This window comes from Alkalisalibacterium limincola (assembly GCF_008017755.1).
GTDB lineage: Bacteria > Pseudomonadota > Gammaproteobacteria > Xanthomonadales > Xanthomonadaceae > Alkalisalibacterium > Alkalisalibacterium limincola.
In genome coordinates, this window is the sequence record NZ_VRTS01000001.1 from 53907 (window position 1) to 75066 (window position 21160).

The window sequence follows — 21160 nt, forward strand, 5'->3', positions numbered from 1 at the left end:
TCTCCCGCCCAGCATCGACCGCCAAGGGTAGCGGCAGTGGCGGCTCAGGACGAGCGCGGCTGCTCCAGCGCGGGGATCACGCGGCCTAGCACGGGCAACGCCACCAGCCCCTCGTGCAACGCATGCAGTGCGCGCACCGCGCGTTCGCGGCGGGCGGTCAGCCAGTACCAGCCCACCGTCATCGACAGGAACGCCACCACGAACAGGGGATAGGGCAGGTCCGCCTTGAGGGCCAGCGCGGCCACGCCGCCGAGCAGCAACGAGAACGCGGTGATGACGAACACCGCGGTGGTGACGCTGAAACCCGCATCGACCATGTAGTGGTGCATGTGGCCGCGGTCGGCCGAGAACGGCGAGCGGCCGTTGACCAGGCGGCGCAGCATCAGCACCAGGCAGTCGATGACCGGCGGCGCGATCAGGAACGGGGCCAGCACCGGGCTGACCGGGTGCCCCGGATTCTGGGTGAGGCGGAAGGCGGCCCAGGCGATGACCAGGCCCAGGAAGGCGCTGCCGGCATTGCCCATGAACACCTTGGCCCGGCGTTGGCCGGGGCGGCGAAGGTTGAACACGAGGAAAGCGGTGACCGCCGCGGAGATCATGACCAGGCCATGCACCAGGCGCTCGTTGCCGGCGTAGTAGGCCGCGGCGGCCAGCATCAGCAGCGCCGCCAGCGACAGCATGCCGGCCAGGCCGTCGACGCCGTCGGACATGTTGAGCGCGTTGATGAGGCCGACCGTGGCGAACACGGTGAACGGCACCGACAGCACGCCCAGCGACATGGGCTGCAGGCCGAACACCGGACCGATCTGGGCGATCTGCACGCCACCGACGTAAACAAGGATCAGCGCGGCGAAGACCTGGGCGAGGATGCGCAGGTACCAGCGCACGTCGAACATGTCGTCCAGCAGGCCGACCAGCACCAGCAGGCCCGAGGCGAGCATGAGCGCGCGCATCGGCGGGTGCGGGTTGACCAGCGTGAGCACCACGACCACCAGGGCGACGTACATGGCCAGGCCGCCGTGGTACGGGGTCGGCGTGCCGTGGTCCTTGCGACCGGCAGGACGGTCCAGCCACCCGATCCGGTGGGCCACCGGATTGAACAGCCAGATCAGCAATGAGGTGAGCACCAGGACAGCGGTGAACTCGAGACCAATCGTGACGAACAACGTGAAACCCCTGGGTGATCGTTCCATGAAGGGATGCGGGCGCGTGCATGGTAACGCCCGGCAGAGGCCAGAACTGTGTCCGTGTCGGCCTCTTCACTCTGAATTTTTCTAGGTTTACTGGGGGTTTACATTCAGCCTGCGTCAGTTCTCCGCGCCCCCGAGCCAGCGTAGCACCGGTGCGGCCTCGTGCGGCGACACCGCCATGAGCGCGCGGTAGACGGCGACATGGCCCTCGCAGCGGCGGCGCGGGTCGTTGGCGTGGCGGCCGGCCACCTGGTGCAGGGTGCCGGCCAGCAGGGCCTGCCCGTCGCGTTCGGCGCCCTCCGGCAACGGGCGCACCTGCCACTGCTGTTCGGCCGCCGATTCCGCCAGCGCCAGCACCGCCGCCAGCTGCCCACGCACCTGCCCGGCCTCGGAACCGCCGCGCTCCGGCCACGGCCAGCCCTCGGCCAGCGCCTGGCAGTCCTGCCAGCGCCCGTCGCTGCCGAGTTGCTGCAGGGTGTCGAGGGTGCTGCGGTAGTAGGCGGTGACGGCATGGTCGTCGGCGGAGCGCAGCGCGTCGGTGAACACGTCGCCGGCGAAGCGGCCGATGAACTCACCCGCCTGGCCCATGGCCTGGGCGGCCCAGGCCGAGTGGATCGGCTCGGCCCAGCGCTGCATCAGGCCGGGGCGGGAGTCGCGCACCAGGGCCATCAGGGCGGCCACCGGGTCGTCGGGGTCGCGCCAGGCGTAGAGGCCCTCGAGGAAGCGCCACTTGCCCTCCTCGACCGGCACTTCGCGGCGGCCGCCATCGGTCAACCCGTGCAGCGCCCCGGCCTCGACCAGGTCGATGGCCGGCACCGGCAGCAGTTCGTTGGCCTGGTAGCCCTCGGCCTCGTCCAGCACGGCCTGCGGTATGCCCTGCGCGCGCATGAAGTTCCAGGCGCGTTCGGCCATGTTTTCCACCGCCGGCTGGCCGGCATCGGCGACATCGCGGCGCAGGTCGCTGACCGCGTGCAGGCCCAGGGCCAGGTCCCAGTCGGCCAGGCGCCGCTGGGCACCCAGCAGCAGGATGACGCAGGCGCTGTCGCATTCGCGCCGGGCGATGGCCGTCACCCCGGCCCCGTGCAGCACGCCCGCGCCCAGCAGGGCTTCGTCGACCAGGCCACCCGGGCTGGACAGCACCACGGTGTGTACGCCGGGGCTGGCAGCCAGTGCCTGCGAGAGGGACTGGCTGAAACCCGGCCCGATCAATCCGGCTACCTGCAGTTGCCGGCCATCGCCGTCGTCGACCACCTCGATGCGGTAGTCGCGGAATCCCTCGCGCAGCAGCAAGGTGGGATAGAGCACCGGCATGGTGACCGCCTGCACCAGGGCGACACCGGCGGCCAGCATCAGCACCACCAGCGAGGCCATGCGCTGGGGCGCGCCGCCAGTGGCCGGAAGGGTTGCAGGCGACGGGCCGACGCCAGCCGCGCCACGCCACCCAGAACGCCAGCGGCAGCAGCACCAGCAAGGTGGCGCCCCACACCGCCAGCCCGAGCCGCAGGCTGCCGAAGCGCTCCAGGCCGGTGAGGTGCAGGCCCACGCTGGCCGCGCCCAGAACGCCGACGCCGGCCAGCCCGGCCACCAGCTTCCAGGTGTCCGAGCGCCGCGGCAACGGCGGGAAGTGCATGACCAGCGGCTGCCAGCTGGGCAGGCCACGCCGCCAGGCCAGCGCACCGGGACCGAAGCGGCCCAGGCGCACGCCCTCGCGGACATCGCCATCGCGCAGCGGGCCCCAGCGGCCGCGCGGCGATCGCACGTGCCAGCAGGGCTCGCTCATCCGCGCTGCACCACGAACAGCGCCGCCACCGCCACCAGCCCGGCCACGGCCAGCAGTCCCTGCGCCAGGCCCAGTGGCCGTGCCTGACGTGCAGGTCGAGGTCCTCGTCCCAGCGCGTCCGCCCGACCCGCACCAGGCGGCGGTAGGCCAGGCCCAGCGTGATCAGCGACACCACCGGCAGGCCAGCGGCCAGCCCCTGGCACAACACCCGCAGCTCCCGCTTCAAGGCCAGGGCCACGCCGATGGGGTGCCCGTCGCATCGACCACGCGGATGCCGAACAGCCATTTCCCCAGCGTGCTGCCGGTGAGGCCCAGCGGCAGCGCGGCCAGCAGGCTGCTGAGCACGACGGTCAGCAGCAGGTCCACGGTGCGGCCGCCGGTGGAGCCCAGCGCCTCGGTGAAACGCACGCCGGTTTCCGGAGCCGCGGCATACAGCACCAAAAACAGCGCCGACATGGCCAGCAGCCCGAACGCGCCGATGTCCACCAGCCGCGCCAGGTAGCGGCGCACCGGATGCGGCGCGGCATCGTCCCAGCGGCGACGGGCACCCTGCCCCGGCGCCGTGTCCTGGGCGGCGTGTTCGAGCAACCGTGGCAGGGGCAGCCAGCCCTCGGCGTCCTCGTGCCAGCCGCGGGTGTCGGTGGCCAGCTGGCCACGGCGAAGCCGGGCACGGATCTCCGACTCGGCGAAGGGGCCGTGCGCCTGATCATCACGAAGGTAGAACCAGCGTCTGGACACGGCTTCAGCGGGCGGCGGGCGATGCATGGCAGTGTGCCAGCCCGGTGCCCGGAACGCCTGAACGCGGGGTGGCCCGGCGGCTGGTGGAGAAACTGCCGGAACGCCTCAGCGGGGCGGGTCGCGTGCCTCGGGCGCCGCACGCAGCAACAGTGCGCAAAGCAGCGCGAACACGCAGGCCAGCGCGGTGGTGCGCAGCGGGTAGTCGAGCAGCGAATGCAGCAGCAGCAGGCCCACGCCCAGCGATGCGGCGCGCGCCAGGCCGGCGTCGAGCGCCGATGCGAAGCGGGGCGCGATGCGCGACCCCCCGCCCGGCCCGGTTGCGCCACACCCGGATCGAGGCCCACAGCCACCACGCCACGAACGCACCCGCCAGCGCCAGGCCCGCCACCCCCGCCTCCAGCCACAACTCCAGCCAGTCGTTGTGCGCCCGATTGACGTAGGCGCCCAGCATCACCTCGGCCGGCTCATTGGCCGCGTACACCGGCACGAAGGTGCCCAGGCCGGTGCCCCAGGGCGCATGGGCCCGGGCCACCTCGCCCACCACCGAGGCGATCTCGAAGCGGTAGTCCTCCATCGGGTCGCGCTCGAGCCGCTGCAGGATGCCGAACAGGCCGAACTGCACCACCAGCACCACGCCGACCACGCCCATGGTCAGCACGGCCCGGGCCGCGACCCCGCGCCGCGCACCGCCGCCCTGCCAGGCCATGAACAGGATGCCCACGCCGGCCAGCATGGCCAGCAGCAGGCCGGCGCGCGACACCGCCATGCCCAGCCCCAGCATCAGCACCACGCCCAGCACGAGGCACAGGGCGACCGCCAGCACCCGCCCGGGCCGCTCGTCGTGAAGGCTGCCGATGGCCCAGGCCGCGGCCAGCGGCAGCAGCGTGTACAGCAAGGCGGCGTGGTGGTTGCGGTTGGCGAAGAAGCCGACCGAACTGCCGCGGTTGGTGATGTCGTGGAAGTACAGCGCGCTGTCGCGCCCGCCCATCAGCTGGGCCAGGCCGATGGCCACGGCCAGCACCGCGAAGACCAGCAGGCCCAGGGTGATGAGCCGGCGCGCCCGGTTGTCGAGCTGCAGGCTGGCCAGGAACACCGCCGCGCCAGGCAGCAGGAAACTCCAGGCGTGCCAGGTGGCCTGCGGCGACACCGACCAGGCCAGCCATGGCAGCTCCATGCCGGCGGCGGCAAAACCCGCCTCCAGTGCCTCCCGTCCGGGCAAGCGGGTCCACAGCGCCGGCGGCAAGGGCAGCAACTGCAGCAGCGGCAGCAGGAAGATGGCGGCCAGCAGGGCCAGCGGCCAGCGCCACTCGCGCCGGCGCTCGCCGCGCACCAGCGCCAGCAGGCCCCAGGCAAGCAGCGGCAACGCCGCCAACTGCACGACGAAGTCGCCCGCCAGGCCCTGCCGCGTGCCACCCCCCAGCAGCAGCGCCAGCAACAACAGCGCCGCCACGCCGGCCACCAGGGGCCAGGGCGTTCGGGTGCGGAGGAAGTCAGGCAGCACGGGAAGGACTCACGGGGGGCCTACATGGAAAAGGCCCTCCCCCATCGCTGGGGAAGGGCCCGGTGTGCGCACCGCGCCAGGATCAGGGGCTGACCGGCGGCGGCGGGACGGTGGACTCGGTGATGGTGAGGTCGCCGTCGATGATCAGGTAGGCGATCGCTGCGGCACCGCTGCCGAACACGACCCAGGCAGTGGTGTCTGGAGCGCGGGTGGTCGTCGCGCCGCTGGCACCCATGGCCTGGGCGGTCATCGGGCCGACGCGGTTGACCTCGAGCTCCTGGCCGGCGCACGGCGAAGCTTCGCCGATGGTGATCATCGACTCGGCCTGCAGCGACACGTCGCAGCCATCGGCGAACAGCAGCTGTGCACTGGCCTCGTTCATCAGCAGCACGCGGTCGCCCGCGGCCAGCTGCGTGTCATCGCGGGTGTTCACGAAGCGCTCGCCGGTGTTGACCAGCACGGTGCCTTCGATGCCCAGCAAGGAGGCCTGGGGGGCCTTGGTGGCCTGCTCGCCTGCATCGCCGGCAACGGCAACACTGGAAAACAGGGCAAGGGCAACAGCCCCGGAGATGAGCGAGTTCTTCATGAACCCTCCTTGGTTGGATGCAACAGGTGGATCAGGGGCTGACCGGCGGCGGCGGCGGGGTGGAACTGCTGCCACCGGACGCGGCAAGCACCGCGACGAGGCCCACGCCACCCAGGATCAGCCAAGTGTAATTTTCGGTATCGGCGGTGTGCTGGCCAGCCACGCCGGTGTCCGCAACGGCCTGCGCCACCATCGGCCCAAGCTGCGTGACTTCCGCAGTGGTTCCCATGCACGGAGACTCCGCGCCGATGCTGAGCATCGATTCGGCGACCAGCGGCATTTCGCAGCCATCGGCCCAGACCAGGCCGGCGCTGGCACCGGTCATGACCAGAACGCGGTCACCGGCCTTCAGTGCGGTGGCCTCATGCACGCTGACGAAGCGCTCGCCCTGGTTCACCAGGACGTTGCCTTCGATGTCGGTAAGCACCGCTTCGGGGGCCGTCGCTTCCGATGCGGAAACGGACGACGCAGCGAAAAGGGCGGCAACCAGCAGGGTGGGCAGTGCTTTCATGCGCATGGGCGATCCAATGGAATGGGATTTCACTCGCACAGCATACGGGCTGCGACCTGCCCAAACAACGACACAGCGCCCAGAAAAAGTCGTGGAGTGGGGTTCATTCAGCACGTGCGGCGCGATGGATGGCGATCGCATCGAACCAGGCGCGGCCGGAAACCTGCCGCTCGGAGTCGATGCGGGCGGGTATCTGCAGCCGCAACCACTGCGCCTCGCAGCCCTCGGCAGGCACGCTGAACTCCTCGCCGAAGCGGCCCCACGCCCGGGTGCCGCTGAAGCGTTCGCTGCGCAGCAGCTCCGTCCCCGGCGCCGGCGCGCAGTGGATGACCCATTGCAACCCGCGTGGATTGGCCAGGGATTCCAGCCTGACCCGACCTTCCAGCCGGTACTCGCCCGGGTCCAGCAACAGCAGTTGGCCGACGTGGTTGAAGGGGACGCGGCGGTTGAGGAACTCGATGCGCAGCCGGCGGCTGCGCTCGCCGTCGTCGTCCACGGCCTGCACCTGCTCGATCACGGCACCCGCCACGCGGCCGAACTGCCAGTCGAACGGCAACCCGCTGCTGTCGAGCTCGAACCCCCCGTTGAACACGTTCCCCAGTTCGGCGATGCCCGGGCCGTCGAGCGTCGCGACGAACATCAGCCAGGCCTGGCGATATCGCCCCTCGCCCACCAGCCGCTGCAAAAGCGGCTGCCGCTCCTGCAGCGTGGGCGGGTTGGGGGTGTGCTCCAGGGCCGAGTAAAGCGCCAGCACCGCTTCGCTGCGGGTGTCCGCATCGCGCCCGACATGGCTCAGGAAGCCCAGGCGCCAGGCGGGCGCCTCGGCCAGGCGGCCGGCCAGGGCCTCGACACCGGCAGCCGAATCGAGCAATTGCGCCAGCGCCGGGTACAGGGAGTCGCGAAGATTGAAGTGTCCGCGCAGCAGCACGTCGACATGGTGCAGCGCCCCGGCGACATCGCCCTGCCCCCCGAGACGGGAGGCCAGCCATGCGTGGCTCGTCACCGCCCGCTGCGAGCGTCGCGCCGCCTCGCCATGCAGCGCCTGCGCAGCCTCCAGGTCGTCCCGGGCGATCGCCACTTCGGCCAGCACCACCAGTGCGTCCACGCTGGTGGGATCCTGGCCCAGCGCGGCACGTGCCCCCGCCTGCGCGGCGTCCAGCTGGCCCGCGGCCAGGGCCGCACGGGCCGACGCCACCTGCGCGTCGCTTCCGAGTCCGGGGCCGCGCACGAGCAGCGCCACGCCCACCGCCAGGGCAACGCCGACCACGACCACGCCAAGCGCGGATTGAATGCCAGTGCGCATCAGGGAACCTGGTCCTCGTGCCACAACTCGCGGATGCGGGCCTGCCCGCCCTGCTGCACCACTTCCACCCGGACCCGGCCGCGCACGGTGTTGGTGGCGCCGCGCCGGGGCGTGATGCTGGCGACGAATCCGCCTTCGCCCCGCGCGTGGTCCGCGTCGGCCTGCCATTGCATCGAGTGCCATTGCAGGCGCCGCTGGCGGGAGGACCGGAACAGGCCGACATAGTCCTGCCGGATCGCTTCGCGCCCGCCCCGCCGGTTGCGTGCGTCAGCGGTGAACACTGCCATCAGGGCCTCGATATCGCCGCGCTCGTAGGCATTCCGGAACCCGGACATGGCCGCCTCGATGGCGTCGGGATCGATGCGGCCGGTCGTCGGCGACCGGGGTGCGGGGACGGCAGACGCGGGCGCGACCGGATCCATTGCCACGGAAGCCATCGGCTCGGCCGGCTCGGCCGGCCTGGGATCGGCAGGCCTGCTGGCCGCCGGCGTTGGACGCGAAAAGACGGGCGATGCATGGTTGGCGGGTGGCGTGGTCGTGGCCGCTTCCCTTGCGGGTGGCCTCGGCTGCGCGCTGGGCGTGGGGTGCTCCCGGGGCGGGTGCTCGACCCGGGTCGCCACGGTTTCAACCTCGGCCTCGGCAGTCGCCCCGGCACCCGGTTCCACCCAGGGCACGCGCTCAAGCACGTACGGGCCTTGCGCCGCCGCGGGTGATGTTCCCGTCGGGTACCCGGGAACGGTTCCACCGGGCCCACCGGGTCCCCACATCGACCACGCCGCACCAAGCGCCACAACAGAAACGAGCGCGCTTGTGATCCACGCGGCGCCGCGCCGAGACGGCGATGCCCTGTCCTCGGCCGGTAGCGCCTTGGCGGTCCACACCGGACGCAATGCCTGCCCCGCCATCGCCGGGACCCAGTCGTCCGCGTCGGCGATGTCCTCGTCGTAACCCGCTCGACGCGCTGGATCGCGCAATTGCTGCCAGGCCTGCTGCACCCGGGCGGCGTACACGGCATCCCACTCGTCGGCCCGGTCGGGGTGCAGCCATTTCAGCAACCAGCGCCGGTGCTCGCGGATCTGCGCGCTGTCGGCATCGGGCGCCACCCCGAGCACCCGGTAATGGTCGGCATCGGGATCGAACAGCACGTGCTTGAGGTAGAGCTGCGCGGCCTCGCACACGACGGTGGCCTCGACCCCGCTGCGCGCCACGGCGGCATCGATGGCTTCGCCGTCGCCGGCGGCGATGCGGATGACTTCGAACACGTCCCCGGGCACCGGCCGCAGCCGCGTGGCGGCGGCCAGCGACGGAGCCTGGTACAGGGCCAGCGCGGTTTCAAGCGCGCCCGGGCCCATCGGTCAGCGCCTCCCGAGGCGCGCGACCCGGGGTTCCTCCGCACCGTAGGCGTAGTAGCTGGCGTCACCGTAGCCGTAGCCGTAGGCGTGACCGGCCTTGCGCGCATCGAACTTGCTCAGCAGCGCGCCCAGCACGCGCGCACGGGCCACGTGCAGGCGCTTGAGCGCCGCCTTGGCCACGGCATTGCGGGTGGATCCGGCCTCGATGACCAGCAGCGTGCCACCGGCGATGTTCGCCAGGATCGGCGCGTCGGCCAGGCCCATGACCGGGGGGCCATCGATGATGACCAGGTCGAACTTCTCCGAACCCACGGTGACCAGCGAGAGCATGCGCGGGCCCGACAGCAGTTCCGCCGGGTTCGGCGGCAGCGGACCCGAGCACATCACGCGCAGGCCCGGGGTCTCGGTTTCCTGGAACGCTTCCGGCGGGCGTACCGCACCGGAAAGGTAGTTGGTCAGGCCGATGCTGTTGTCCAGGCGCAGCTGCTTGTGCAGCGACGGATTGCGCAGGTCGCCGTCGACCAGCAGTACGCGCTTGCCCAGCTGGGCGAAGTTGCGCGCCAGCGTGAGGGCCGTGGTGGACTTGCCTTCGGCCGGGCGCGGGCTGGTGACCAGCAGCGAGCGCGGCACGCCGGTCTCGGTCGAGAACTGCAGCGCGGTACGCACCGACCGGTACGCCTCGGAGAACGCCGAGCGCATGTCCAGCAAGGCCTCGGTCGGGGTGACCCCCTTGCCCAGCTTCGGGATGACGCCCAGAACGGCCAGGCCCAGCTGCTTCTCGACCTCTTCCGGCGACTTGATGCTGTCGTCCAGGAACTCCAGCACGAACGCGATCAATACGCCGAGCATGCCGCCGACCACGAAGGCCAGCGCCAGGTTCAGCGACAGGCTGGGCTTGAAGCGGCCCATCGGCACTTCGGCGCGATCGACGATGGAGATGTTGTTGGTGCCCACGCCACCGGCGACGCCGATTTCCTTGTAGCGCTGCAGCAGCCCCTCGTAGAGCTCGCGGTTGGTGTCCACCTCGCGCTGCAGGATGTTGTACTGGATGCTGCGGCTGCGCAGGTCCAGCACGTCGTCCTTGAGCTCGTCCACGCGCGTGGCCAGCAGCTGCTCCTGCGCCAGCGCGCCGTCGTACTCCGACCGGACCGAGGCCCGGATGTTGCCGAGTTCCGCCTCGATCAGCCGGTCGACCTCGTCCATCTGCGCCTGCAGCTGCTGCATCAGCGGGAAGCCCGGCTGGTAGACGCTGAGGTTCTCCTGGTAGCGCGCAGCGAGCTCCGCCCGGGTTTCCCGCAGCTTCTGGATCGACGGACTGTCGAGGTACTGGGCCAGGCCCAGGCCCTGTGCCGACTGCGCCTGCTGCCATCGCGCCTCGGCGCGGATGCGCTGGTCCTGCGCCTGCGACAGCGCGGCGTTGAGCGAGCCCAGGTTGGTGGACGCCAGCGATTGGCGGTCGTCGACGTTGATGATCTGCTCGGCCTGGGCATAGGCGACGAGCTCCTTCTCCGAATCCTCCAGCCGCAGCTTGAGCTCGCCCAGGCGCTCTTCGAGGAAGGTCCGCGCGTAGGACGTGGCATCGAACCGACGATCGAGGTTCGAGGCGATGAAGGCCTCGCTGTAGGCATTGACGATGCGTTCGGACAGCTGCGCATCGGGGCTGTCGAAATGCAGCCGCACCAGGCGCGAATTGCGGATCGGTTCGACGCTGAGGTTCTGGGACAACCAGCCGATCGCCGCCCGTTCGCGTTGTTCGAACGTCGGTTCCTCGACCTCGCCGCCACCGCGGACCGACGACACCAGGGCGCGCCACGGTGACGGCTCGCGGGCCGCGTGGTAGCGCGGGTCGCTGGTCAGGTCGAGCTGGGACACCACGCGCTGAGCCAGCGAGCGGCTCCTGAGCAGCTCGTACTGGGTCTGGTAGAAGTCGCGGTCGTTGGCCGCCTCGACCGGGACGACGCCTTCCACGTCGACGACGCGCGCGGAATCGCGCTCGATCTGCATCGTGGTGGAGGCACGGTAGATCGGGGTCATCAGCAGCGTGCCGATCAGGCCGATGACGACCACGAAGGCGAGCACGCCCATGACCATCCAGCGCCGCTTGACCAGGATCCGCCAGTACTCCAGCAGGTCGATCTCGTCGTCGTTGCCGGGCCGCTCGGCCTGGTTGAGCTCCAGTGCCAGCGCCCGCGCCGAGCGCGGGTGCGCCACGACGGCCCGGCCACCCTCATGGGGTACCGGAAGGTCCGAAGGGTCGTTGCCTTCTCCGTCGCGCGGCGTGCCGTCGTCTTTGCGGTCAGTCATACATGCATGTCTTCAATGATCGAAGCGGCCGACAGGGCCGCCGAACCGGACTCAATATGGCCGGAAGAGGTTCAGGAATCCGGCGACTGGATGATCTCGCGCCAGGCGGAACGGGCACCGGATTCGTCGACGACGATGATGTCGTCGCCATACACCTGCGGGTCCGGGGCGTCGCCGGCGCGGATCTGCCGCAGGTCGAACACGGCGGCCATGCGCTGCCCGCCAATGGTCCGGAACACGATGATGCCGCTTCGATTGGCAACGCGATCCAGGCCCTTGGCCAGCGCGATGGCCTGCAGCAGGCTGGTGTCGCCGGTGATGGGATAGATGCCGGGCTGATTGACCGCGCCCTCGACGGTGATGCGCTGCGAGGTGAACTCGGCGACGAACACGGTGACCTGTGGATTCTGCAGGTACCCGTCCTTGAGCCGCTCGGAAATGTCGGTTTCAAGTTCCTGGACGGTCTTTCCCCCGGCCTCGATCGCACCGATCAGGGGCAAGGTGACCTGCCCGCTGGAATTCACCCGCACGGTGCGCGAGAACTCCTCGATGCCGAACACCGAGATCTCGAGCAGGTCCAGTGCACCCACGCGGTAGTCGGACTTGCCGACGTAGCGGCCGTCGACCGTGGTGTCGGGTGCCGGCAATTCCTGCGAGCCCATGACAGCGCGTGCCGTTCCATCGGCGATGGGACGTGTGTTGCTGCCCGCACACGCCGTGAGCATCACCAGCACGCACAGCGCAACCAGCCACGTCCTTGTCTTCGATCCATTGAACATCATTGCGGTCTGTTGCCTCTTCAAATCGTCACCCCAGCCAGCATGCTGCCGGCAGGCGACCGGTAATTATGCCGTGCCGAACAGGCGCTGCCAAAAGCCGCCAGTTCCCGCGCCAACGGCGGTGGGTGCCGGCGGCGCCGGCAACTGGGAGGGCAAGAGGTTGTCGAGGATGCCCTGGGGCCGGGTGGACACCAGGTGCACCGCCTCCTCGTCGCCGAGGCGGCGCGCGGCGACGTCGCGCGCTTCGGCCAGGCGCGGCGCGCGCGAACCGAGGTTGTGCGCGTCGGTGGCCAGCAGGTGGACGATGCCGTCGTCCATCATGCGCTCGGTCCACTTCTTCACCCGGCCGCCGAAGCGGCCGGTGACCGCGCCGGCGGTGAGCTGCATCCAGCAGCCGGCATGGGCCAGGCGCTTGAACACGTCGTAATGGGTGTCGATCCAGCTCAGGCGCTCGGGATGGGTGACCACCGGCACGTAGCCTGCGGCCAACAGCGCGAAGGCGGAATCCTCGATGCGCGGCGGGGCGACGTGGTGCGGCGGCTCGAACAGGAAGTAGCGCGAACCGTTCAGGCTGGGCACCCGGCCGCTCTTGAGGCCCGCGACCAGGTCCGGCGCCAGGTGCACGTCGGCACCCTCGACCAGGCGCAGCGGGATGCCGGCCTCGTCGAGGTGCATCTGCAGCCGCACGATGGCGGCGCGGATGCCGTCGCCGTCGTTCTCGTACAGGCCGGGGTAGATGTGCGGGGTGCAGGCGGTCACGGTGATGCCGTCATCCACTGCGATCCGCGCCATCTCCAGGGCGGTCTCGAGGTCCGGCGCGCCATCGTCGATGCCGGGCAGGATATGGCAGTGCAGATCGATCAAAGACCGGGTCCGTTACGCGGGAAGCGCACATTGTGGCCCGTGCAACGTGAACTTTAGCCCTTGATGCGTCCTTGAATTATTCCAGTTGCGGGCGCCGTCACAGTTGCCCGGGTGCCTTCACGCGCCCTCCTGGGAGCCCACCAGGCGCATTTTCGACACTTCCAGCCACTGGTCGGCGGGCACCGCGGGGCTGAACACGTAGCCCTGCATGTCGGCGCAGCCCTGCTGGCGCAGGAACTCCAGCTGGCCCGGGGTTTCCACGCCCTCGGCGACGATGGTGAGCTCCAGCTGCTGGCCCAGCGCGATGACCGAGCGGGCGATGGTGGCCGCGCGATGGTCGTCGGGCAGGTCGGCCACGAAGCGCGCGTCGATCTTCAGCGAGTCGATCGGGAAGCGGGTCAGGTAGGCCAGGCTGCAGTAGCCGGTGCCGAAATCGTCCAGCGAGATGCGCAGCCCGGCCCGGCGCAGCGCCCCCAGCTGCTCGATCGCGACTTCCGGGCGGTCCATCAGCACCGTTTCGGTGATCTCCAGCTCCAGGCTTGAGTGCTTCGCCGGCCAGCGCGAGCGGGCCTCGGCCACGATGTCGCCGAGGTCGCCGAGGTAGAACTGGCGCGCGGACACGTTCACCGAGACGATCAGGCCGCGCTGGCCGGCGTGCTCCCAGCGCTGCATCTGCCGGCACGCCTCCTCGATGACCCAGCGGCCGATGCGGTTGATCAGGCCGGAGCGCTCCGCCAGCGGGATGATGCGGTCCGTCGGCAGGTAGCCGCCGGCCTCGTCGTCCACCCGCAGCAGTGCCTCGGCACCGACCACGCGGCCGGTCGCGATGCACACGCGCGGCTGGTAGTGCAGCTGCATGTGGCCGGCCTCGACCGCGCGGCGCATCTTCGACTCCAGGTCCAGTTGCCCCAGCGCGTCGCTCTTCATGGCCGGGGTGAATACATGGATCTGGTCGCGTCCGGCCAGCTTCGCCTCGTACATCGCGACGTCGGCGAAGCGCAGCAGCTCCTCGGCACTGTCGCCGTGCTCGGGGAAGTGGCTGATGCCGATGCTGGCCCCGACGTAGATGTCGCGCTCGCCGATCTGGATGGGCTCGCGCAGGCGGTTGAGCAGGCCGCGCGCCACGATGTTGGCTTCCTCGGGCGCGCCCAGCGAAGCCAGCACCACGACGAACTCGTCGCCGCCCAGCCGCGCCAGCGTGTCCTCACCCCGCAGGCGGTCGCGCATGCGCAGCGCCACCTCCTTGAGCACGCTGTCGCCGATGGCGTGGCCGAGGCTGTCGTTGATGGACTTGAAGCGGTCCAGGTCGACGAACAGCACCCCCGCCCTGCCCTCGCGCAGGCGGGCGCGCTCGATCGCCAGTTCCAGCTGCCCGGTGACCCGGCGCCGGTTGGGCAGCTCGGTCAGCACGTCGTGCTCGGCCAGGAACTGCAGCTGCGCCTCGGTGTTCTTCAGGCGGCTGATGTCGGTGCCGGCGGCCACGTAGTGGGTGGCACGTCCGTGCGTGTCGGTGACCGCGCTGATGCTCAGCCACTGCGGGTACTCGCCGCCGTCCTTGCGCCGGATCCAGTTCTCGCCATGCCAGTGGCCCTGCTCGCGAAGCGCCGTCCAAACGGCCTCGTAGAAGGCATCGTTCTCGCGGCGGGTGTCGAGCATCCGCGACGGCTGGCCGATCAGTTCCTCGCTGCCGTAGCCGGTCAGTCGCAGCACGGAGGGGTTCACCGCGACCATTAGGCCGTCGGAGTCGGTGACGATGATCGCGTCGCGGGCGGCCTCGAACACGGCGCGGGCCTGGCGCGCCTCGGCCTCGTTGCGCCGGCGCTCGATCGCCGCGCCCAGGCTGGCCGCGACGATGCGCAGGATGCGCTCGTCGTCGTCCGACCAGTGGCGCTCCACGCGCACGGCATCGAAGCCCAGGAAGCCCCACAGGCTGCCGCGGAGCATGACCGGCACCACCATGAGGCTGAGGATGCCCTGGCTGGACATCAGTTCGCGCTCGCTGTCGTCGGGCGCGGTGCGCACCACCACGCGCAGCGACTCGCCGGCTTCCAGGCAGCGGCGATGGCGCGGCAGCACCTCGTCGAAGTCCAGGCCCTGCAGCTCGGGATTGTCGATCTCGGCGGCGATACCCTCGGCGGCCCACTCATAGCGCTGGTAACCCAGCATGTGGCCGCTGTCGGGATCGATGCGGGTCTCGAACAGGTAGACGCGGTCCACGTCGTGCCTTGCCCCAGGCCCTCCAGGGCCTGCTGGACCACGTCGTCGAGCTCGTCGTTGCCCAGCAGCCGCAAGGTAAGCCGTGCGGACAACTCGAAGAGTTGTTCCGGGGTGGCGCGACCGCGCGTTGCGACCTCGGCCTGTTTGCGATCCGAAGTGGACACGCCCGTCTTCACCTGTATCAAACGATGCCCGCAGTCTGTGGCGTGGCCTGCGCGCGTGCAAGCGCGTGGCCGCTTTGGTGCCCGGGGTGGGACTCGAACCCACATAGCACGTGGCTGGGGGATTTTAAGTCCCCTGCGTCTACCAGTTCCGCCACCCGGGCGCCGGGCAGCTGTACCTTAGCCGCTCGCTGGCGCGGCGCACAGCCCCTGCCGGCCAAGGTTCAGCGTTCCGCCTGGTGCAGCGCGGAGGGGAAGTTGCGGGTTGGCGGGTTCGACCCCTGGGTGCGCGCCGGCGCGGTGCGGCATTCCGCCGGCATGTGTCGCGGGTCGCCGCTGACCTGGCGGCAGCGCCACGCCGGCTCATGCTGCGCGTCCGCCGACGGCGCCAGCTGGACCACGGGGGGCACGCTGGCCCGGGTATCGCGGACGGTGACCACGACGCTGCCGTCGGTCCCGGGGCGCACGTCGGAGCAATGGGGCAAGGCGCCCAGGCGCTGCAGGGTCGCGTCGACGGAGGGATGCGCCGTGTTCGCCGCTTCCACGCACTCGGCCACGTTGGCGCGCACGCCCAGCCCCCGCTGGGCAGGCACGGCCAGTCCGATCAGCACGATGATGCCGACGACGGTGATCATGATTTCGACCACGCTGTGGCCGGGCTTCCCTTCGGAGATGGACATGCGTTGGTCAGGCTGGACGTTGTCCGGTGCCTGCTTGCAAGCAGGGTTCGTGCCAACCGGCCCTCGCCCGGCGGGCAAAGGCCCTGGCACCGCACGGGGGCCCTGCCGGGGTTCGGCCGGTTCCGCTGCGCGCCCAGCGATGCCCTTGAGCGTCACTCCGTGTCACACGACGGTCATCGGGATGCCACGAACGAAAACGCCGCGCGGGTGCGTGGCGTTTCGTCGAAGCATGGAGGCCTGGGTCGGAATCGAACCGGCGTACACGGCTTTGCAGGCCGCTGCATAACCACTCTGCCACCAGGCCATGTATCGGTGGCTGGCCGGAAAGCGTAGCGCCTCCGGCACAAAAAACAAAACCCCGGCGAACCGAGGTTTTGTGTCAACTGGAGCGGGAAACGAGACTCGAACTCGCGACCCCAACCTTGGCAAGGTTGTGCTCTACCAACTGAGCTATTCCCGCAGCTGAGGACGCGCATTCTACGGGGTTCACCGAACCTGTCAACACTTTCATTGCCCGCTGTCCTCGCCGTCATCGCGGCGCATGGCCGGCCAGGCGGCATGCAGGTAGTTCCAGCCCGACCACAGCGTCAGGATGGCCGCTGCACCCAGCAGGAACTCGCCGAACACGATGGTGGGCAGGCCCATGATCGGGCTGCCGTAGAGCAGCACGACGATGGCCACCATCTGCACGATCGTCTTGATCTTGCCCACCCAGGCCACCTTGACCCGGGCACGCTCGCCCAGGGCGGCCATCCATTCGCGCAGGGCGGAGATGGTGATCTCGCGGCCGATGATGACCGCGGCCATGAGCACCATGAACCAGTCCGGGTGGCGCTGCACGATCAGCAGCAGCGCGACCGCCACCGCCAGCTTGTCGGCCACCGGGTCGAGGAAGGCACCGAAGGCGGAGTACATGCCGTAGCGCCGGGCGATCCAGCCGTCGGCCCAGTCGGTGAGCGCCCCCAGCGCGAACACCAGCGCCGCGGCGAAGTTGGTCCAGTTGAACGGCAGGAACCACACCAGCACCAGCACGGGGATCAGGGCGATGCGGAACAGGGTGAGCCAGGTGGGGATGGTCAGGCGCATGCGGGCACGTTACCCGCAATGCGCGTGAAGTGCATAGCGCATGCGGCTCATACGCCGTGCAGGGCCGCGTAGATGCGCTCGGCCAGCGAGGCGTTGATGCCCTCCACGCGGGCGATCTCCTCTTCACCGGCGGCCTTGAGGCCTGCCAGGCCGCCGAAGTGCTTGAGCAGTGCGGCGCGGCGCCGCGGGCCGATGCCGGGCACGTCCTCCAGGCGGCTGGTCTCGCGGGTCTTCTGGCGCTTGCCGCGATGGCCGGTGATGGCGAAGCGGTGCGCCTCGTCGCGCACCTGCTGCACCAGCTGCAGCGCGGGTGACGCGCCGCCGGGACGGATTTCGCGACCGTCGGCCTCGATCAGCGTCTCGTGGCCGGCCTTGCGCGCCTCGCCCTTGGCCACGCCCAGCACCCGGACCCCCTCCACGCCCAGCTCGCCCAGCACGGCGAGCGCCTGGGAGAGCTGGCCCTTGCCGCCGTCGATCAGCAGCAGGTCGGGCAGCACGCCGTCGACCTGGCCCCGCTTGAAGCGCCGGGTGAGCGCCTGGTGCATGGCGGCGTAGTCGTCGCCGGGCTCGATGCCGGCGATGTTGTAGCGCCGGTACTGGGCGCGCACCGGGCCATCGGCGTCGAACACCACGCAGGAGGCCACGGTGGCCTCGCCCATCGTGTGGCTGATGTCGAAGCACTCGATGCGGCGCGGCGGCTCGGCCAGCTCCAGCAACTGCGTGAGCGCGTCCAGGCGCGCCTTCTGGCTGGCGCGCGAGCGCAGCGTGTCGGCCAAGCTCAGCGCGGCGTTGCGGTCGGCCAGTTCCAGGTAGCGCGCGCGGTCGCCGCGCACGCTGGACTTCAGTTCCACCTTGCGCCCGACCTGGGCGGTCAGCACTTCGGCCAGCAGCGCCTGGTCGGGCACGGCGTGGCTGAGGATGATCTCGCGCGGGGGCTGCTGCTCCAGGTAGTACTGCGCCAGGAACGCGTCGAGCACCTCCTCGCAGCTGTCGGCCCCGTTGATCTTGGGCTGGAACGCGCGGGTGCCGAGGTTCATGCCGTTGCGGAAGCACAGCAGGGTCACGCAGGCGTGCCCGCCCTCGATCCGGCAGGCCAGCACGTCCATGTCGACCTGCTCGCCCTCGACGTACTGGCGTGCCTGGATGCTGCGCAGCGAGGCCACCTGGTCGCGCATGCGCGCGGCGTCCTCGAAGCGCAGTTCGGCGCTGGCGCGTTCCATCTCGGCGTTGAACTCGTTGACCAGTTCGCTGCTGCGCCCTTCCAGGAACAGCACCGCGCGGCGCACCGCCTGGGCGTAGTCCTGCTGGCCGACATAGTCCACGCAGGGCGCCAGGCAACGGCCGATCTGGTACTGCAGGCAGGGCCGCGAGCGGTTCGCGAACACGCTGTCCTCGCAACTGCGGATGCCGAACAGCTTGTGCATCAGCGTGAGTGTCTCGCGCACGGCGCCGGCGCCCGGGAACGGCCCGAAGTAGCGCCCCGGGGCCTTGCGCGGGCCACGGTGGAAGCCCAGCTTGGGCCAGTCGCCGGCACTGAGGTGGATGTAGGGGTAGCTCTTGTCGTCGCGCAGCAGCACGTTGTAGCGCGGCTTGAGCGACTTGATCAGCTGGTTCTCCAGCAGCAGCGCCTCGGCCTCGGTGCGCGTGGCGGTGACCTCGATGCGGGCGATCTGCGCCACCATGTTCTGCTGGCGGTACGGCAGGGCCTTGGTGAAGTAGCTGGCCACGCGCTTCTTGAGCGAGCCGGCCTTGCCCACGTACAGCACGCTGTCGTCGGCGGCCAGCATGCGGTACACGCCCGGCGCGCTGGTGAGCTTGCGGGCGAACGCGCGCCCGTCGAAACCCTCCACCGGGTTGTCCTTGCCGCCGTTCATGCCTCGGCGTCGACCACCTCGAGTTCGCTCACCTCGCCGCTTTCCAGGTCCATGCGCAGCACCTGGTGGGCATCGGTGTTGACCAGCCAGACCGCGCCGGCGCCGGAAGCGATCGCCTCGGGCCGCGACAGCGCGTGCTCGATGCGCGCCGTGGCCACCGAGCCGCCGCCCAGCCGCAGCGTTCGCAGGCGGTCGTTGCCGGCATCGGCCAGCCACAGCACCGGGCTGTCCACCTGCAGGGCCAGGCCCTGCGGGCAGGTCAGGCTGGCCCGCTCGCGCGGGCCATCCTCGTGGCCGAATTCGAACAGGCCGCCACCCACCAGCGTGCGCAGCTGGCCGTCGTTGAACGACAGCCGCCGCAGCGACGCGCTGCCGGATTCCACGATGTAGAGCGTGTTCTGCAAGGCCGCCAGGCCGGTGGGATGGGCCATGCGGGCGCTACGGGCATGGCCGTCGGCGTGGCCGAACTGGCCGCTGCCGGCGACATGCACCAGCGCGCCGGAGGCCATCTCCCACGCCCACACCTGGTTCTGCCCGGCCAGGCTGATGTAGAGGCGCTCGCCGTCCAGCGCCAGGCCCCAGGGACGGTTGAGGTCGGCCTCGCGCGGGTTGTCGATGCGCGCGCCCGCGGGCGTGCCCGGGCGACCGGTGCCGGCCAGCGTCTCGACCTGGCCGGTGCGCAGGTTGAGGCGGCGCAGGGCGTGGTTGCCGGTGTCGGCGATGTAGAGCGCTTCGCGGTGCAGCAGCAGGCCGTGGGGGGCGTCGAACGCACACTCCTCCGGCCCGCCGTCCACCAGTTCGGCATGGCCTGTGCCGTAGCGGGTCAGCACGCGGCCATGCAGGTTGCACTCCAGCACCTGGTGGTGGCCGGCGTCGGCGATGTACATGCGCTCCTCGCCGATGGCGATGCCGGCCGGATGGTGCAGCACCCGGGTGCCCGCCTGGCGACGCCCGGGGATGGACTCGGGCCCACCGTCCAGCGGTATCGGCGCCTCGTCGAGCAGCGGCTGCAGCGTGTCCTCGACCAGCTGCGCCGGGACATCGCCCGCCAGCACCTGGCGCAGGCCGCCGGTGGCATCGATGAGCGCCAGCGACGGCCAGCCGTGGATGCCGTAGTGCTGCCAGACCACGTAGTCGGGGTCGCTGGCGACGGGAAAGCGGATGCCCATGCGGCTCACGCCATCGTGCACGCGGGTGGTGTCGCGCTCGAAGGGATACTTCGGCACGTGGATGCCGATGACCTGCAGCTGCTGCGGGTGTTTCAGGACGAGGTGGTGCAGCGTTTCAAGCAGGTTGTGGCAGTAGGACGAGGACTGGTTGAAGAAGGCCAGGACGACCACGCGCCCGGTGCATTCCCCCAGCCGGATGCGATCGGCGTTGATCCAGTCCAGCTGGTCGCTCAGTTCCGGGGCAAGGGGGCTGGCCTGGTTCATTCGTCCTCCGTGCGGGTGGATCCCGGGGCTGCGTCCCGGGAGGAGATTATGCGCGACTCGGCGCGCGCCAGGTCGGCCTCGGTGTCCACGCCCGGCGGGAACGCCACCGGGGTGGGTGCCACGGCGATGCGGTATCCGGCCTCCAGCACGCGCAACTGCTCGAGCGCCTCGGCCTGTTCGAGCTGGCCGTGCGGCAGCGCAGCGAATTCGGCCAGGAAGCCGGCGCGGTAGGCGTAGATGCCGATGTGCCTCAAGCCCGGTTGCGGCAGGGCGCTGACGCGGTCGCCGGCGTAGCGGTCACGGTGCCAGGGCAGCGGCGCCCGGCTGAAGTACAGCGCATGGCCCTGCGCGTCGCGGACCAGTTTGACCGCATTGGGATCGAACGCGGTGCCGGTATCGGTGAACTCCGCGTACAGCGTCGCCATCGGTGCATCGCTGTCGGCCAGCCGGCGGGCCACGGCCCGGATGCCTTCGGCCGGCGCGAACGGTTCGTCGCCCTGCAGGTTCACGACGATGCGGTCGGGGGCCCAGCCGAGCTGCCGTGCGCACTCGGCCAGGCGGTCGGTACCCGAGGCGTGGTCGGCGCGGGTCATGCACACGGACACGCCGTGGCCGCGGACGGCTTCGGCGATGCGCTCGTCGTCGGTGGCCACCACGACTTCGGCCGCGCCCGCGGCCAGCGCGCGGCGGGCCACGTGAACCACCATCGGCTCGCCGGCCAGCAGCCGCAGCGGCTTGCCCGGCAGGCGCGAGGCGCCGTAGCGCGCGGGGATCGCAACGAGGAAATCGAGTGTATCCATG

Annotated in this window: 17 protein-coding genes and 3 tRNA genes; all 20 read right to left on the minus strand. The window is 70.4% G+C overall.

Annotation, left to right across the window (positions count from 1 at the left end; translation table 11 throughout):
- Positions 1-44: 44 nt before the first annotated feature.
- The 20 genes from FU658_RS00225 to kdsB all read right to left on the minus strand — a co-directional run bounded on the left by FU658_RS00225 (position 45) and on the right by kdsB (position 21159).
- Complete coding sequence (locus tag FU658_RS00225; protein ID WP_147890273.1) at positions 45-1193, minus strand: MraY family glycosyltransferase; 1149 nt, start codon at positions 1191-1193, stop codon at positions 45-47.
- A 114-nt stretch (positions 1194-1307) separates the two neighbouring features.
- A complete protein-coding gene (locus FU658_RS00230) occupies positions 1308-2561 on the minus strand; it encodes a hypothetical protein (RefSeq protein WP_147890274.1) in 1254 nt (417 codons plus the stop codon).
- A 631-nt stretch (positions 2562-3192) separates the two neighbouring features.
- Positions 3193-3735, minus strand: a complete 543-nt coding sequence (locus FU658_RS00235; RefSeq protein WP_147890275.1) for an RDD family protein — start codon at positions 3733-3735, stop codon at positions 3193-3195.
- Positions 3713-5209 (minus strand): O-antigen ligase family protein, encoded by a 1497-nt coding sequence (locus FU658_RS00240; RefSeq protein ID WP_147890276.1) that lies wholly within the window; start codon positions 5207-5209, stop codon positions 3713-3715. The genes FU658_RS00235 and FU658_RS00240 overlap by 23 nt, the downstream gene beginning before the upstream one ends.
- A gap of 82 nt (positions 5210-5291) precedes the next feature.
- A complete protein-coding gene (locus tag FU658_RS00245; RefSeq protein WP_147890277.1) occupies positions 5292-5795 on the minus strand; it encodes a hypothetical protein in 504 nt (167 codons plus the stop codon).
- A gap of 31 nt (positions 5796-5826) precedes the next feature.
- The gene (locus tag FU658_RS00250) at positions 5827-6420 is read right to left on the minus strand and encodes a hypothetical protein (protein WP_147890278.1); all 594 of its coding nucleotides are present in this window, start codon (positions 6418-6420) and stop codon (positions 5827-5829) included.
- Complete coding sequence (locus tag FU658_RS00255; RefSeq protein WP_147890279.1) at positions 6410-7609, minus strand: hypothetical protein; 1200 nt, start codon at positions 7607-7609, stop codon at positions 6410-6412. The genes FU658_RS00250 and FU658_RS00255 overlap by 11 nt, the downstream gene beginning before the upstream one ends.
- Complete coding sequence (locus tag FU658_RS00260) at positions 7609-8961, minus strand: DnaJ domain-containing protein (RefSeq protein ID WP_147890280.1); 1353 nt, start codon at positions 8959-8961, stop codon at positions 7609-7611. Before FU658_RS00260 ends, FU658_RS00255 begins: the two co-directional genes overlap by 1 nt.
- A gap of 3 nt (positions 8962-8964) precedes the next feature.
- The gene (locus FU658_RS00265) at positions 8965-11265 is read right to left on the minus strand and encodes a GumC family protein (RefSeq protein ID WP_147890281.1); all 2301 of its coding nucleotides are present in this window, start codon (positions 11263-11265) and stop codon (positions 8965-8967) included.
- A 71-nt stretch (positions 11266-11336) separates the two neighbouring features.
- Entirely contained in the window at positions 11337-12044 is a 708-nt protein-coding gene (locus FU658_RS00270; protein ID WP_222708321.1) for a polysaccharide biosynthesis/export family protein, read from the minus strand.
- A 66-nt stretch (positions 12045-12110) separates the two neighbouring features.
- Positions 12111-12908, minus strand: a complete 798-nt coding sequence (locus FU658_RS00275; protein ID WP_147890283.1) for a tyrosine-protein phosphatase — start codon at positions 12906-12908, stop codon at positions 12111-12113.
- Between the two features lie 117 nt (positions 12909-13025).
- Complete coding sequence (locus tag FU658_RS00280; protein WP_147890284.1) at positions 13026-15125, minus strand: putative bifunctional diguanylate cyclase/phosphodiesterase; 2100 nt, start codon at positions 15123-15125, stop codon at positions 13026-13028.
- A 239-nt stretch (positions 15126-15364) separates the two neighbouring features.
- Positions 15365-15450: transfer RNA gene (locus tag FU658_RS00285), tRNA-Leu, on the minus strand.
- 60 nt (positions 15451-15510) lie between these two features.
- Positions 15511-15966 (minus strand): hypothetical protein, encoded by a 456-nt coding sequence (locus FU658_RS00290; RefSeq protein ID WP_147890285.1) that lies wholly within the window; start codon positions 15964-15966, stop codon positions 15511-15513.
- A 230-nt stretch (positions 15967-16196) separates the two neighbouring features.
- A tRNA-Cys gene (locus FU658_RS00295) sits at positions 16197-16270 on the minus strand.
- A gap of 80 nt (positions 16271-16350) precedes the next feature.
- Positions 16351-16426, minus strand: a tRNA-Gly gene (locus FU658_RS00300).
- A gap of 47 nt (positions 16427-16473) precedes the next feature.
- Complete coding sequence (pgsA, locus tag FU658_RS00305; RefSeq protein WP_147890286.1) at positions 16474-17052, minus strand: CDP-diacylglycerol--glycerol-3-phosphate 3-phosphatidyltransferase; 579 nt, start codon at positions 17050-17052, stop codon at positions 16474-16476.
- Positions 17053-17099: 47 nt separating this feature from the next.
- Entirely contained in the window at positions 17100-18926 is a 1827-nt protein-coding gene (uvrC, locus tag FU658_RS00310; protein ID WP_147890287.1) for an excinuclease ABC subunit UvrC, read from the minus strand.
- A complete protein-coding gene (locus tag FU658_RS00315; RefSeq protein ID WP_147890288.1) occupies positions 18923-20359 on the minus strand; it encodes a redoxin domain-containing protein in 1437 nt (478 codons plus the stop codon). The genes uvrC and FU658_RS00315 overlap by 4 nt, the downstream gene beginning before the upstream one ends.
- Entirely contained in the window at positions 20356-21159 is an 804-nt protein-coding gene (kdsB, locus tag FU658_RS00320) for a 3-deoxy-manno-octulosonate cytidylyltransferase (RefSeq protein ID WP_147890289.1), read from the minus strand. Before kdsB ends, FU658_RS00315 begins: the two co-directional genes overlap by 4 nt.
- Position 21160: the final 1 nt, after the last annotated feature.

Coding starts and splice junctions, on each gene's coding strand:
- FU658_RS00235 (WP_147890275.1), bottom strand. CDS start 3,735: ATGCATCGCCCGCCGCCCGCTGAAGCCGTGTCCAGACGCTGGTTCTAC.
- FU658_RS00225 (WP_147890273.1), bottom strand. CDS start 1,193: ATGGAACGATCACCCAGGGGTTTCACGTTGTTCGTCACGATTGGTCTC.
- FU658_RS00265 (WP_147890281.1), bottom strand. CDS start 11,265: ATGACTGACCGCAAAGACGACGGCACGCCGCGCGACGGAGAAGGCAAC.
- pgsA (WP_147890286.1), bottom strand. CDS start 17,052: ATGCGCCTGACCATCCCCACCTGGCTCACCCTGTTCCGCATCGCCCTG.
- FU658_RS00230 (WP_147890274.1), bottom strand. CDS start 2,561: ATGGCCTCGCTGGTGGTGCTGATGCTGGCCGCCGGTGTCGCCCTGGTG.
- kdsB (WP_147890289.1), bottom strand. CDS start 21,159: ATGGATACACTCGATTTCCTCGTTGCGATCCCCGCGCGCTACGGCGCC.
- FU658_RS00255 (WP_147890279.1), bottom strand. CDS start 7,609: ATGCGCACTGGCATTCAATCCGCGCTTGGCGTGGTCGTGGTCGGCGTT.
- FU658_RS00290 (WP_147890285.1), bottom strand. CDS start 15,966: ATGTCCATCTCCGAAGGGAAGCCCGGCCACAGCGTGGTCGAAATCATG.
- uvrC (WP_147890287.1), bottom strand. CDS start 18,926: ATGAACGGCGGCAAGGACAACCCGGTGGAGGGTTTCGACGGGCGCGCG.
- FU658_RS00315 (WP_147890288.1), bottom strand. CDS start 20,359: ATGAACCAGGCCAGCCCCCTTGCCCCGGAACTGAGCGACCAGCTGGAC.
- FU658_RS00270 (WP_222708321.1), bottom strand. CDS start 12,044: ATGTTCAATGGATCGAAGACAAGGACGTGGCTGGTTGCGCTGTGCGTG.
- FU658_RS00245 (WP_147890277.1), bottom strand. CDS start 5,795: ATGAAGAACTCGCTCATCTCCGGGGCTGTTGCCCTTGCCCTGTTTTCC.
- FU658_RS00260 (WP_147890280.1), bottom strand. CDS start 8,961: ATGGGCCCGGGCGCGCTTGAAACCGCGCTGGCCCTGTACCAGGCTCCG.